12 protein-coding genes are annotated in these 12605 nt (G+C 72.5%); 6 read left to right on the plus strand and 6 right to left on the minus strand.

What is annotated here, in order from left to right; genetic code table 11:
- Positions 1–35: 35 nt before the first annotated feature.
- A complete protein-coding gene (locus tag ACFVVU_RS25675) occupies positions 36–956 on the minus strand; it encodes a hypothetical protein (RefSeq protein ID WP_387792426.1) in 921 nt (306 codons plus the stop codon).
- A 514-nt stretch (positions 957–1470) separates the two neighbouring features.
- Here ACFVVU_RS25675 and ACFVVU_RS25680 point away from each other — a divergent pair.
- Positions 1471–1734: a DUF397 domain-containing protein gene (locus ACFVVU_RS25680; protein ID WP_355376214.1), complete on the plus strand. Its 264-nt coding sequence runs from the start codon at positions 1471–1473 to the stop codon at positions 1732–1734.
- Positions 1735–2055: 321 nt separating this feature from the next.
- Here the strand turns inward: ACFVVU_RS25680 and ACFVVU_RS25685 are convergent, their stop codons facing one another.
- Positions 2056–2583, minus strand: coding sequence for an ATP-binding protein (locus tag ACFVVU_RS25685; RefSeq protein WP_380686633.1), 528 nt, complete (start codon positions 2581–2583; stop codon positions 2056–2058).
- A gap of 414 nt (positions 2584–2997) precedes the next feature.
- Here ACFVVU_RS25685 and ACFVVU_RS25690 point away from each other — a divergent pair, with 414 nt between their 5' ends.
- A complete protein-coding gene (locus ACFVVU_RS25690) occupies positions 2998–3864 on the plus strand; it encodes a helix-turn-helix transcriptional regulator (protein WP_355376209.1) in 867 nt (288 codons plus the stop codon).
- 112 nt (positions 3865–3976) lie between these two features.
- Here ACFVVU_RS25690 and ACFVVU_RS25695 read toward each other — a convergent pair whose 3' ends face one another.
- On the minus strand, positions 3977–4582 hold the full coding sequence (locus ACFVVU_RS25695) for a TetR/AcrR family transcriptional regulator (protein WP_380686218.1): 606 nt from the start codon (positions 4580–4582) through the stop codon (positions 3977–3979).
- A 266-nt stretch (positions 4583–4848) separates the two neighbouring features.
- Positions 4849–6372 carry an MFS transporter gene (locus tag ACFVVU_RS25700; RefSeq protein WP_387792428.1) on the minus strand — a complete coding sequence of 508 codons (1524 nt, stop codon included), beginning with the start codon at positions 6370–6372 and terminating at the stop codon, positions 4849–4851.
- 88 nt (positions 6373–6460) lie between these two features.
- Here ACFVVU_RS25700 and ACFVVU_RS25705 point away from each other — a divergent pair, with 88 nt between their 5' ends.
- Positions 6461–6895 carry a MarR family winged helix-turn-helix transcriptional regulator gene (locus tag ACFVVU_RS25705; RefSeq protein WP_380686214.1) on the plus strand — a complete coding sequence of 145 codons (435 nt, stop codon included), beginning with the start codon at positions 6461–6463 and terminating at the stop codon, positions 6893–6895.
- 129 nt (positions 6896–7024) lie between these two features.
- Here ACFVVU_RS25705 and ACFVVU_RS25710 read toward each other — a convergent pair whose 3' ends face one another.
- Positions 7025–7987: a M56 family metallopeptidase gene (locus ACFVVU_RS25710; RefSeq protein WP_387792431.1), complete on the minus strand. Its 963-nt coding sequence runs from the start codon at positions 7985–7987 to the stop codon at positions 7025–7027.
- A 177-nt stretch (positions 7988–8164) separates the two neighbouring features.
- Positions 8165–8746 carry a DUF5134 domain-containing protein gene (locus tag ACFVVU_RS25715; protein ID WP_380686210.1) on the minus strand — a complete coding sequence of 194 codons (582 nt, stop codon included), beginning with the start codon at positions 8744–8746 and terminating at the stop codon, positions 8165–8167.
- Positions 8747–9094: 348 nt separating this feature from the next.
- On the opposite strand from ACFVVU_RS25715, the gene ACFVVU_RS25720 reads away from it, so the two are divergent.
- The 3 genes from ACFVVU_RS25720 to ACFVVU_RS25730 are packed head-to-tail and all read left to right on the plus strand — an operon-like array spanning position 9095 to position 12341.
- Positions 9095–10495, plus strand: a complete 1401-nt coding sequence (locus tag ACFVVU_RS25720) for a DUF6421 family protein (protein WP_387792433.1) — start codon at positions 9095–9097, stop codon at positions 10493–10495.
- Positions 10492–11250: an SDR family NAD(P)-dependent oxidoreductase gene (locus tag ACFVVU_RS25725; RefSeq protein ID WP_380686206.1), complete on the plus strand. Its 759-nt coding sequence runs from the start codon at positions 10492–10494 to the stop codon at positions 11248–11250. Before ACFVVU_RS25720 ends, ACFVVU_RS25725 begins: the two co-directional genes overlap by 4 nt.
- Positions 11247–12341, plus strand: coding sequence for a threonine aldolase family protein (locus ACFVVU_RS25730; RefSeq protein ID WP_387792440.1), 1095 nt, complete (start codon positions 11247–11249; stop codon positions 12339–12341). The genes ACFVVU_RS25725 and ACFVVU_RS25730 overlap by 4 nt, the downstream gene beginning before the upstream one ends.
- The last annotated feature ends 264 nt before the right edge of the window (positions 12342–12605 follow it).

Here is a 12605-nt window from a genome sequence, read left to right on the forward strand (position 1 = left end):
CGGGCCCTTCGCACGGCGGCGTCGCGCGGTGGGTGCTACTGGGCGGCGTGCCGGCCGGCGGCGCGCGCCGCGCCCGCCTCGACGCCGGCCTCCTCGGACCCGTCCTCGGGGTCGAAGGCCGGCAGGGTGGCCAGGTAGGTGGAGGCGACCAGCTGGCCGACCGCCTGGTACGCGCCCAGCGGCGCGGCCGACGGGCAGCCGGACTCCTCGGCGGCCGCGGCGAGCAGCTCGGCGTCCGCCTCGGGGCCGATCACCAGCGGGGCCAGCGCCGGGTTCTGGGCACCCATCTCCTTGAGGTGGGCGACGGCATCCGCCACCGAGCCGGGCACGTCCAGTGCGGCGGCGACCACCGGTACCGCGAGCCGGGCGGCCAGCAGCATGCCGGTGATGCCGGCGGCGTCGGCGGCGACCTGCCCGCCGACGGTGGTGAGCACCACGCCGTCGGCGGCGGTCGCGATGGCGAACAGCCGGGCCCGGTCGGCGCGGGCCAGTCCGGCCTCGGAGAGGCGGACGTGGACGGCCTCGGCGAGCAGCGGGTGCGGGCCCAGCGTGTCGGTCACCGGGGCGCCGTACTCGGCGGCCAGCGCGTGCAGTTGGGGGAGGAAGTCGTGCGGGCCGGGCACCAGCGGCACCACGACCGGCGCGGGCAGGCCGGCCTCGGCCGCCTCGGCCAGCAGCTCGGCCACGGTGCGCTCGCCGCCCGCCTCGCCCTCGGTGCCACCGGAGGGCAGGTAGCCGGCGGCGGTCCGCACGCCGTTCTGCTCGCTGCGGACGATGGACAGCAGCTCCTCGACGACGGGCCGGGATTCCGGCCCGGCGGCCGCGGGGACGGCGAGCAGCAGGGCCGGGGAACCGGCCGGGATCTCGGGGCGCTCGGGACGGCGGTGGCGCCCCCGCGCACGGGAGCCTGGAGTGCGGACGGGCAGTGGCGCGCCCGGGATGGCTGCGGTGCTCATGGCGGAGATCGTAGGACATCGGTCCGCCCGTCCCGCAGTCGGCTGCCGAACCGAGAGGGGCGGCCACCGTGAAAACCGGACATAACCGACCCTCGGGCGGCAGTTCTCCCGGTACCCGTTCAGATGCGCCGGAACGGGAACCGCGTTGCCGGTCCGGCGCGTGAGATGTCTCACAGCATGCGGGCGACCTGACGGAGGGTCACGGAAGGGCGACTCCGGGCGTTCGAAGATCAACAATCGGCGGGTGACCGCCTACGGGCGGTTATCGGCGGCTTGCCGATTCAGTCGGCTTTGTCCGTTTACGTACCGTCAGGCGGGCGCCTTGTGAAGAGTTCCGGTTCGGTGTCGAAAAGGCCGTGCACCTGCAACGTCCCGTGCTGATGCACGTGCACTGGAGCTATCATCACGTCAAGTGAGGCGGTGTGCCGGGCCAGTACGGGGCCGGCCCGTCCGTTCGGCCGGGGCCGGGGCGCCGAGCCGAACGACCCACTCCGGAGCTCTTCGGGAGATTTCTATGCACGACACGCACGACACGTTCGACACGTCCGACACGTACAACGGGATGGCCGCGACCGACCTTGAGGGCGTGGTCTGGCAGAAGAGCCTGCACAGCAACTCCCAGGGCAACTGCGTCGAGTTCGCCGCGCTCCCGGGGGGCGAGGTGGCGATGCGCAACTCGCGGTTCCCGGACGGTCCGGCGCTCATCTACACCCGCGCCGAGATCGCCGCACTGCTCCTGGGGGCGAAGGACGGGGAGTTCGACCACCTGGCGGTCTGACCGGCCGCCGGCTTCACATCGGGGGGCCGTCGTGGGTGCTGACACCACGACGGCCTTTGTCTTTTCCTGAAGGCCTCGCCCGGAGCCGTCGTTCCGGGCCGCTGTCGCAGGGCCTTCGCCGCGGAGCCTTCGTCGCGCGGTCCCGTGCGGACCGCCGCCGCACGCGGATCACGACGCCGCCACCACCGGTGGGCCGCCGGTGCCCGCTGCCCGAGGGCCGCCGGTCGCCGCTGCCGGGGTGCCGTTCGCCGTACTGTGGTGATTCCGCGCGCTCGCGCCGTCGGACGCGATGCCGTCGGACACGATGCCCTCGGGCGCCGGTCAGGCCGAACGCCGGTGCCGTCCGCCGAACTCGCCCACCGGGGCGGGCGCCAACCGCTGCGCCTCCTCGGCCTCGAACAGCGCCCAGACGACCTTGCCGCTGCCCAGCGGGTGCCAGCCCCAGGAGCGGCTGAACGAGTCGACCAGGTGCAGGCCCCGGCCGGACTCCGCCACGAAGTCCGCCTCCCGGGCCACCGGGCCGGCGCTGCTGGGATCGCTCACCGCGCAGACGATCTGGGGGGCGCGGTGCACGAGGCTTATTCGGATCGGCAGCCGGCTCTCCGCCGCCGGATGCGTGGGAAAGTCGTAGTCGTCCGCCGCGGTGGGACACGCGCCGATCGCGTGCCGCAGCGCGTTGGTCACCAGCTCCGACGCCACCAGCGCGACGTCGTCGAAGAGCTCGCCCAGCCCCCAGCGCTGCAGGGCGGTCCTGGCGAAGTCGCGCGCGGTTCTCACAGCCTCATAGCGGGGAGCGAGCGTACAGGTGACCACATGGGGGTCGACTGCCAAGGCCGTTCCGGTGCTCATGAAGAGCTCCTCCCATAAGGGGGCGGACACGGCTGGACCCGCCGGGGTCATGCCGGTCACCTCCGACTCGCTCGGCCGCGCGGCCGCCCCTCGACCAGGCGCGCGCGCACGAGGGCCCGGAGGCGCGGGGGCGCTGCCGGGCCGGTGCACGGAATCGCGCGTGGGGTCGACGCGGAGCCCGCGGGATTGCCAGGGATGTGCAGGTGCACGTGCACCATCGTGCTCTGCGCTCACTGCAGATGCAAGAGTCGATTCACGTGCAGTCGTTCAAATGGCATATGCAAGCGCCGGATGCACGTGCATCCTGGTGCATGGAGTGCAGAACTGATAGGAACATCCGTCAGTATCGGCACCGTGAGCGCTCAACTGATGGCAGACTGTGCGCTGTTTGCCCTAGGTGGAGGTTAGGACCGCATGACCACAGTTCAGCCGGGCGGCGGCTCGATGGTCCGCCGGATCCTCCTCGGCTCCCAGCTGCGCCGGCTCCGCGAGACGCGCGGCATCACCCGCGAGGATGCGGGCTACGCGATTCGCGCCTCCGAGTCCAAGATCAGCCGCATGGAACTCGGCCGGGTCAGCTTCAAGGAACGCGACGTCGCCGACCTGCTCAGCCTCTACGGCGTGGACGACGGCCTCGAACGCGAGGCTCTGCTCGGCCTGGTCCGCGAGGCGAACAAGTCGGGCTGGTGGCACAGCTTCAACGACGTCCTGCCGGGCTGGTTCCAGACCTACGTCGGCCTTGAGGAGGCCGCTGCCCTCATCCGTACCTACGAGGTCCAGTTCGTCCCCGGCCTGCTCCAGTCCGAGGAGTACGCACGGGCGGTTTTCGGCCAGAGTCGGCCGGTGATCAGCGAGGAGGAGGTCGAGCGCCGGGTCAGCCTGCGCATGCGCCGCCAGAAGCTGCTCACCGAGGGCAACAGCCCGCGGCTCTGGGCGGTCATCGACGAGGCCGCGCTGCGCCGGCCGGTCGGCGGGCCGAAGGTGATGCGCGGCCAGGTCCAGTACCTGATCGACGCCGCCGAGCAGGCCAACGTGGTCATCCAGGTCATGCCGTTCCGCTTCGGCGCGCACGCGGGTGAGTCCGGTGCGTTCACCATCCTGCGCTTCCCCGAGCAGGACCTCGCCGACGTGGTCTACCTGGAGCAGCTGACCAGTGCGCTGTACCTGGACAAGCGCGACGACGTGGACGCCTACATCCAGGTCATGGAACGGCTCTGCGTGGACAGTCTCACGCCCGAGCGCACCATCGACCTGCTGTCCTCGATCCTGAAGGAGCGCTGAGCGCGAGCCGGGAGCAGGCCGGGAGAACGGGAGCCGGGAGACCGGGGACCGGGGACCGGGGAGCCGGGAGGCGACCGGAGCACGACGGGGAGCGGCCGCCGGCCGCCGCGGGTCAGCCGCGGGCCGGCGGCCGTTCCCGTTCCGGCGGGAGCGGCTGCGGCGGGCGGCCCAGCTGCCAGGGCAGGTCGTAACGGCGGAACAGGTCGGCGCGGATCGGGGCCAGCGGCAGCTCCGCCCCGGGCAGCAGCACGCCTATGCAACCGCCCATCAGCGCACTGCGCAGCACCGCGTGCTCGGCCGCCGGGTCGGGCGCCCCCCAGTCGCGCAGCAGCCCCTGGAGGAGGGCGCCGAGCCGCTGCTGCTCCGGGTCCTGGACGAAGGCGCCGGTGTCCGGGTCGAGGATCAGCGCGAGGTGCGAGCGCATCACCCGCGGGTGGTCCATGGCCAGGCCGAGCACCGCGTCGATGGCCCGGGCGAGCCGGGCCTCCGGGCCCGCGTCCGGGGCCAGCTCGTCGAGGGCGGCGGAGAGCGTCTGGTGCATCATCCGGTGGGTCGCGGACTGCATCAGCAGCCGTTTGCCGTCGAAGTAGTAGGACAGCAGCCCGCGCGCGAGTCCGGCCCGCTCGGCGATGTCGGTCAGCGTCGTCCCGGCGTATCCGCGCTGGTCGACCAGTTCGACGGTGGCCCGCATGATGCGTCGCCGGGAGCGCTGACGCATCTCCTCATTGACCGAATCCCCGCGAGGTGCCATCGTGTCTGCTCCGTACGTTCGTTGGCTGGCGGCCAATATACTGGCCGGGCCGACGGGCGAACCGCGGTGTCCGGCCCTTGGCCGTGCGGTCCGGTTCGGTTCGTACGGAGGCGCCGGCCCTACCAACACGGGGGTTTGGTAGAGCCGGCGCCCGGTCCGACGGCGAGGGCCGGACGCGGGTGCCGGGAACCCCGGGTCGGGGACCGGGCCGACCGTCGTCCGGTGCTCGGCGGTCAGCTCTTGCTGAGGATCTCGTCGCGCCGCTCAGCCAGGTCTTCCCGGCTTACTGACGGATAATCATAGTCCAGTACCGGCAGGGGAGTTGCCTTCTTCCGGCGGTCGAGCACGGCGCCGGTCACCGCGATCAGCAGCCCGACCAGCGCGACCCCGGTGACGAAGAGCAGTGCGGGCCGGTAGCCGTCCAGCTGGGCCTGGGCGCTGGTGCCGCCGCCGTTGCCGGCGGTGATGATCGCGGTGGCGCCGGCCAGCACGACCGCGGTGCCCACCTGGATCGCGGTGTTCACCAGCCCGGAGGCGAGCCCCTGCTCCTCGTCGGCCACCCCGTCGGTGGCGGCGATGTTGACCGAGGGGAAGGCCAGCGCGAAGCCGATGCCGAGCAGGACGATCGACGGGAGCACCAGCGCCGGGTACGAGCTGTGCTCGTCCAGCCGCAGGAACAGGGCGAACGCGCCGACCAGGGCGAGCAGGCCGATCGGCAGCAGCCGGCCGGTGCCGAAGCGGTCCACCACCGGTCCCATGAAGGGCGCCGAGAGGGCGACCATCGCACCGGCCGGGAGCATGCCGAGCGCCATCGCCAGGGCCGACCAGCCGAGCAGCTCCTGCAGGTAGAGGGTGACCACGAACTGGAAGCCGCCGTACGCGCCGGCCATCGCGAAGGCGACCACGTTGGCGCGGGCGACCCCGCCGTTGCGGAAGATGCCGAGCCGCACCAGCGGGTGCGCGGTGCGGGTCTCGGTCACCAGGAAGGCCGCGACGAGCAGCACCACGACGGCGAGCGAGCCCAGGGTGCGCAGGCTGAGCCAGCCCGCGCCCTGCGCCTCGGTGGCGGTGAAGACCAGCAGCAGGACGGAGGCGGTGCCGGTGATCGCGCCGAGCACGTCGTAACGGCCGTGCGGCTTCTCCTCGGCCGGGCGGGGGAGCAGCCGGACGGCGAAGACCAGCGCGATCAGCGCGATCGGGACCGGCACCAGGAAGGTCCAGCGCCAGCCGACCGAGGTGAGCAGCCCGCTGAGCACCAGGCCGAGCGAGAAGCCGCTGGCGCCGCAGGTGGTGTAGATGGACAGCGCCCGGTTGCGGGCCGGGCCCTCGGGGAACGTCGTGGTGATGATCGACAGGCCGGCCGGCGCGGTGAAGGCGGCCGCGACGCCCTTCAGGAAGCGGGCGGCGATCAGCAGCCCGCCGTCGTCGACCAGGCCGCCGAGCAGGGAGGCGGCGGCGAAGACGGCGAGCGCGGCGAGGAAGACTCGGCGGCGGCCGAGCAGGTCGGCGGTACGGCCGCCGAGCAGCAGCAGGCCGCCGTAGCCGAGCACGTAGCCGGAGACCACCCACTGCAGGGTGGAGGTCGAGAGGTGCAGTTCGGAGCCGATGGACGGCAGGGCGATGCCCACCATCGAGACGTCCAGGGTGTCCAGGAAGAGCGCGGCGCAGAGCACGATCAGGGTGCCCCAGAGGCGGGGGGTCCAGTGGCCTCCGGCAGCTGACGGTGCGTCGGATGTCGTGGCGGTCGCTGTGGTCATGGCCCAAGAGACTACATGCACGTGCATCCAATGCAAGTGAATAAAATGTTAACGCATAAGTTGCTGGCGCCTGTGATACTGTGGCGCCGTGGCTGAACTCGACTCCCCGGCGGAGGCCGGTCTGGTCGCCCAGTGGCGCGACCTGCTGGCCCGCCATGCCCAGACCTCCTGCCTGCTCGACCGCGAGCTCGGGGAGAAGTTCGGCCTGGGCATGAGCGAGTTCGAGGTGCTGGAGCGCCTGGTCGAGGGCTGTGACGGCACCGGCCACGGACTGCGGGTCCAGGAGCTGGCCCCCACCGTGCACCTCAGTCAGAGCGCGCTCTCCCGGCTGATCGGCCGGCTGGAGAAGGCCGGGCTGGTCACCCGCGCGATGTGTGTCGAGGACCGGCGCGGCATCAAGGTCGCGCTGACCGAGGAGGGGCACCGGCGCTACGAAGAGGCGCGCCCGTTGCACCGTGAGGTGCTCTCGCTCACCCTGGCCGACGACCCTGAGCCGGCCTGCGGGGCCCCGATCGCCGACTGACCTCTCGCCAACCCGCCGGTGCTTCCGGCCGGTTGGTCGTCCCGGCGGTGCCGGTCCTCCCGGTCCTCCCGGTCCTCCCGGTCCGCCCGGTCGTCCTGGTGGTGCCGGGGGCCCCGATGGCCCCGGTGGTCAGCGCAGGGCGAGCAGCCCCGGCGCGGCGGCCAGGACCACGACCGTGGCGGGCGTCGCCAGGGCGAACAGGGTCACCTGCAGCCGGCCCGGCACCGACAGCCGCGGCCGTCCGGCCAGCAGCCGGTCCACCCGCTTCGGGGACTGTGCCAGCCCGGGCGGGCAGGAACCGAACACCCCGCGCCCCAGATTGATCTCGGCCAGCGCCAGCGCCGTGGTGTGCCGCCCGTGCCGGCGCGCCGCCCGGTCGTCCGCCGCCAGTTCCACCAGCTCGCCCACCTGGTCGCGGAAGGCGCTGAACACCCCGACCCCGGGGAACCCGGAGGCGAGCGCCTGGGCGACCTGCGCCAGCCAGTGGTGGCGGGCCCGGACGTGCCCGCGCTCGTGGCTGAGAACCGCCGCCAGCTCCCGGTCCGTCAGCTGACGCATTGCCCCGGTGGTCACCACCAGCCGGGAGTCCTGCCCCGGCAGCGACCACGCCTCCGGGCGGACGTTCTCCAGCACCACCAGCCGCTCCCGGCGCGGCCGGGCGCCCTGACCGGAGGCCGGCTCGATCGACTCCGGCAACGGCGGTGACAGCTTCGCCAGTTGGGCGTGCCGCCGGGCGCGCAGCGCCTTCGCCGTACGGACCTCGCGGGTCAGCGCGAACACCGTCTGCAGAGCGCCCGCCGCCAGCACCGCCGCGCACAGCCGCCCCCAGCCCTCGGCGTTGTGCAGCCCGTACGCGGCCTCGACGCCGTTCGGCGCGCAGGAGAACAGCACCTCCCGCAGGGCGGGCAGGGCGGCCATCGCGGCCAGCACCAGGCTCAGCGCGCAGCACAGCAGCACGGCCACCACCAGGCACTGCCAGACCAGCAGCGCCAGCACCGGTTCCCGCTCCACCCAGCGCGCCCGGGCCAGCAGCCGGGGGGCGGCGGTGGCGAGCAGCAGTCCGAGCAGCAGCAGGCCGAGCAGGGCCGTCATGGCATGGGCTCCCCGAGGGCAAACGGAGCGCGACAGTGCGCTTCCCGCCAACTTATGCGCTGCCGGGGCGCGGTGGTACGACTTTCGGTCGCCCAGTGACCAACGCCACGACCGTGCTCCGGCGTGGCGGCTTCCCGTGGTGCCGTGCGGCGGTCGGACGGTCCCGGGACGGACGTCCTACGTGGTCAGGAGCATGGCGAACATGCCGATGACCACCGACAGCCGGCAGGCCCGGGGCAGCCCGGCCGCCGCGGGCACCGGCACCGCCCCGCCGGGCCCGCTCAGCAGCCGGCTGCCGGACCACAGCGCGTACCCGCCGAAGTAGACGAGCAGCGCGCCGGTCAGCGCCGGTGGGCCCGCCGCCGGGTGGTGCCCGGCGTGGCCGGGCGCGGCCGTCATCACCAGCGCCATGTACGTCATCGCCAGCGCGCCGACCGCGTGGTGCAGCCGGTGCGCGCGCCGGGCCGGCCGGCACAGGGCCGCGAGCAGCAGGAGCACCGCGGGCGGACCGTACACCCAGGCCCACACCTCGCCCGGCACGGCCGTCCCGGTCACCGCCATGGCCGCCATCCCGCAGCCCATCAGCCCCTCGGCCAGATCCGACTCGTGGGCGCGCAGCCACCGCGGCCCGGCGCCCACCGGGACGGGCGCGCCGTCCGCCGGAACGCACGGGGCGTGGCGCAGCCGGGAGAGGCAGTAGCCCCCGGAGGCCGCGGAGAGCACGGCGAGCAGCCAGCTGACCAGGTTCGGACCGTGCAACGGCGGCCTCCCGGGCGGCGCGGACGGGCGTCCCGTCCACGATCGGGGCCCGCCGCCCCCTGCGGCAGGGCGCGAACGGGGGCGCACGGAGGTGCCGGCCGTGGTGCGGCCGGGTGCGGCCGGGCGTGGAACCTCCCCCCGGTGGCGGGGTCCGGAGCCGCGCGGCATGGTCGCCTTGGGGGTTTCGCCCGGCCTGTCCGGAAGGTCCCACCGGCCGTCCGCACGGCCGCCGTTCGCGCCCCGGGCACGCGTCGCCGCAGATCCGTCGCTCAGGCCCCCCCTTGAACAGAAGAACCTTTCGTACTTATGGTGGCCTCGTTGAAACCCTCCTGTCGAAGTGAGTCCCCGATGCAGAATCTTTCGTCAAGGCTCGCTGTGGCGGCCGACGCCCCGGCCCAGAACCTCGCCGAGCACCCGGCCTGGCTGCGTCTGAAGGACGCCGTCGAGACCCTGCGCCCCCTGCAGTCCAAGGACGGCTCCATCGACCTGGCCTCCGTGCAGCGCCACACGGTCGACCCGCTGGTCGCCACCGTGCGCACCGCCGTCGCCGAGCTGGCCCCGCACTTCCCGCACGACGCCGCCTACCTGGCCGCCGTCGACGCCGACCTGGCCAAGTGGGCCGACACCGGCTACCGGGAGCCCGACTTCCTGGACTCGCTGCTCGCCTTCCAGCCCGCCGACCAGCGCGAGGACGGCCTGCAGCACCTGGTCGTCTTCCCGATGTACACCCAGAACGGCAACCCGGACCGCAACCTCGAAGCCGTCCTGCTGAACGTCGTCTGGCCCGAGTGGCTCGCCGAGCTGGAGCGCACCCGCTTCGACAACCCGATGTTCGTGCCGATCACCTTCAACGACTTCACGGCCGGCTACGACACCAACTCCGCCGTCCTCTTCCCCGAGACCGTGGCCGTGCGCAAGGCGCCGGAACGTTTCACCTGGGGCGGCATCTTCTGCGACCGCGAGGCCGCCCGCTTCCGCGTCGTCTCCACCAACGCCGTCCAGCAGCTCGGCCTGGAGATCCCCGCCGACGCCGCCGCCCTGCTGGACGACCAGGAGCGCTCGCAGCAGACCTTCGTGCTCTGGGACCTCATCCACGACCGGACCCACAGCCACGGCGACCTGCCGTTCGACCCCTTCATGATCAAGCAGCGCAGCCCGTTCTGGATGTACGGCCTGGAGGAGCTCCGCTGCGACCTCACCACCTTCAAGGAGGCGGTGCAGCTGGAGACCGAGGGCAACGAGCACGCCCGCGACGTCCAGTACGCCATCCTCTTCGACCGCCTCTTCCGCTTCCCGGTCAGCGGCGACCGCGTGCGCAACTACGACGGCATGGGCGGCCAGCTGCTCTTCGCCTACCTGCACAAGAACAACGCCCTCCAGTGGCGCGACAACCGCCTCAGCATCGACTGGGAGCGCGCCCCGCAGGTCACCAACGCCCTCTGCGCCGAGATCGAGACCCTCTACCGCGACGGCATCGACCGCCCCAAGCCGGCCCACTGGATCGCCGCCTACGAGCTGGTCTCCCGCTACCTCACCCCGCACCCCGCCTCCACCTGGGCGAAGGGCACCGAGGCGCTCCCGTTCGACATCACCGACGGCAAGGCGCTCAACAAGGCCCTGTGCGACGCTGTGGTCCCCGACGAGTTCCCGCTGAGCATGTTCTACGAGGCCCTCTCGAAGAAGCTCGGCGGCGTCATCGCCTCGACCGCCGGCATCACCGGTGCCGGCCTGCAGGGAGCTGCCGCGTGACCACCGCACCCAAGGGACCGCTGACCGGCAAGGTCATCGCCGTCGCCGGAGCCAGCGGCCCGGCCGGCCAGGCCGTGCTGCGCCGCCTCGCCGCCGACGGCGCCACCGTCATCGGCGCCGACATCGACGCCCGCCGCCTGGAGTCCGCGCTCGACACCGTCCGCGTCGCCGTCCGCGGCGCACGGGTCAGCGGCCAGGTCATCGACCTCCTCGACCCGCAGGAGGTCCACGACTGGGCCGACCACCTGGAGGCCGAGCACGGCCACGTCGACGGCGTGTTCCACCTCGTCGGCGGCTGGCGCGGCAGCAAGACCTTCTTCGACAGCCGGCTCGACGACTGGGACTTCCTGCACGACACCGTCGTGCGCACCCTCCAGCACACCTCGCTGGCGTTCCAGCCCGCCCTGCTCCGCAGCGAGTCCGGCCGGTACGCGATGATCTCCGCCGCCGCCGCCCACAAGCCCACCGCCGGCGGAGCCGCCTACGCCGCCGCCAAGGCCGCCACCGAGGCCTGGACGCTCGCCATGGCGGACTCCTTCCGCAAGGAGACCACCGCCGAGGACGGCAAGCCCACCGCCGCGGCTGCGATCCTGGTGATCAAGGCGTTGGTCAGTCCCGAGATGCGGGCCGAGAAGCCGGACGCCAAGTTCACCGGCTTCACCGACACCGCCGACCTCGCCACCCACCTGGCGGGCCTCTGGGACCGCCCCGCAGAAGAACTGAACGGACAGCACCTGTGGCTGACAGCCCGATGACCGACCCCTCCGCGACCGACCCCTCCGGCCGCACCGACGCGGTACGGCGGCACGACCCCGCCGTCCGCGGCTTCGCCAGCGACAACTACGCCGGCGTGCACCCCGAGGTCCTCGCCGCGATAGCCCTCGCCAACGGCGGCCACCAGATCGCCTACGGCGAGGACGACTACACCACCCACCTGCAGGACGTCTTCCGCCGCCACTTCGGCGAGCAGGCCGAGGCGTACCCCGTCTTCAACGGCACCGGCGCCAACGTCGTCGCCCTGCAGGCCCTGCTCCCGCGCTGGGGCGCGGTGATCGCCGCCGAGAGCGCCCACATCAACGTGGACGAGGGCGGCGCACCGGAGAAGATGGGCGGCATCAAGCTGCTCACCGTCCCCACCCCGGACGGCAAGCTCACCCCCGAGCTCATCGACCAGCAGGCCTGGGGCTACGGCGACGAGCACCGCGCGCAGCCGCTCGCGGTCTCGATCACCCAGAGCACCGAGCTCGGCACCCTCTACACCGCGGAGGAGATCCGGGCGATCGTCGACCACGCGCACCAGCTCGGCATGCTGGTCCACGTGGACGGCTCGCGGCTGGCCAACGCCGCCGCCTCGCTCGGCGTCCCGCTGCGCGCCTTCACCACGGACGTGGGCGTCGACGTGCTGTCCTTCGGCGGCACGAAGAACGGCCTGCTGTTCGGTGAGTGCGTGGTCGTGCTCAACCCCGAGAAGGTCCGGAACATCAAGTTCCTGCGCAAGACCTCGATGCAGCTCGCGTCGAAGATGCGTTTCGTCTCGGTCCAGTTCGAGGCACTGCTCGCCGGTGACCTCTACCTCCGCAACGCCGGCCACGCCAACGCCATGGCCGGCCGCCTGGAGGCAGCGGTCCGCAAGATCGACGGCGTGACCGTCGTCCGCCCGGCCCAGGCCAACGCGGTCTTCGCGATCCTCCCGCGCGAGGTGAGCGAGCGACTGCAGAAGCGCTACCGCTTCTACTTCTGGAACGAGCACACCGGCGAGGTCCGCTGGATGTGCGCGTTCGACACCACGGAGGCGGACATCGACGCCTTCGCGGCGGCCATCGCCGAGGAGATGGGCCGCGCCTGAGGCGCTGCTCGAACCGCCGATCGTCCCGTCCTGCGTCAGCAGGGCGGGACGATTTGCATGTGGCGGGTCGGTCCCCGTACAGTTCCGGAGTCGCCGCGAGAGAGCGGGGACAAGTGGAAAGCGAAGTCCGATGAATGAAGCTCCGAAAAACGGAGCGGAAAACGTCTGATAAGCTGGAAACACGAAAGAACGAAGCGCCCGGAGGGCCGGTGTGAAAGCCGCCTGAAGGAAGCGTCCGTTCCTTGAGAACTCAACAGCGTGCCA

This window comes from Kitasatospora sp. NPDC057965, from assembly GCF_042887135.1.
Lineage (GTDB): Bacteria > Actinomycetota > Actinomycetes > Streptomycetales > Streptomycetaceae > Kitasatospora.

Bases quoted from the DNA above. Each gene is read 5' to 3' on its own strand.
- ACFVVU_RS25720 (WP_387792433.1), top strand. From the start codon at position 9,095: ATGCAGAATCTTTCGTCAAGGCTCGCTGTGGCGGCCGACGCCCCGGCC.
- ACFVVU_RS25675 (WP_387792426.1), bottom strand. From the start codon at position 956: ATGAGCACCGCAGCCATCCCGGGCGCGCCACTGCCCGTCCGCACTCCA.
- ACFVVU_RS25710 (WP_387792431.1), bottom strand. From the start codon at position 7,987: ATGACGGCCCTGCTCGGCCTGCTGCTGCTCGGACTGCTGCTCGCCACC.
- ACFVVU_RS25690 (WP_355376209.1), top strand. From the start codon at position 2,998: ATGACCACAGTTCAGCCGGGCGGCGGCTCGATGGTCCGCCGGATCCTC.
- ACFVVU_RS25685 (WP_380686633.1), bottom strand. From the start codon at position 2,583: ATGAGCACCGGAACGGCCTTGGCAGTCGACCCCCATGTGGTCACCTGT.
- ACFVVU_RS25680 (WP_355376214.1), top strand. From the start codon at position 1,471: ATGCACGACACGCACGACACGTTCGACACGTCCGACACGTACAACGGG.
- ACFVVU_RS25700 (WP_387792428.1), bottom strand. From the start codon at position 6,372: ATGACCACAGCGACCGCCACGACATCCGACGCACCGTCAGCTGCCGGA.
- ACFVVU_RS25730 (WP_387792440.1), top strand. From the start codon at position 11,247: ATGACCGACCCCTCCGCGACCGACCCCTCCGGCCGCACCGACGCGGTA.
- ACFVVU_RS25695 (WP_380686218.1), bottom strand. From the start codon at position 4,582: ATGCGTCAGCGCTCCCGGCGACGCATCATGCGGGCCACCGTCGAACTG.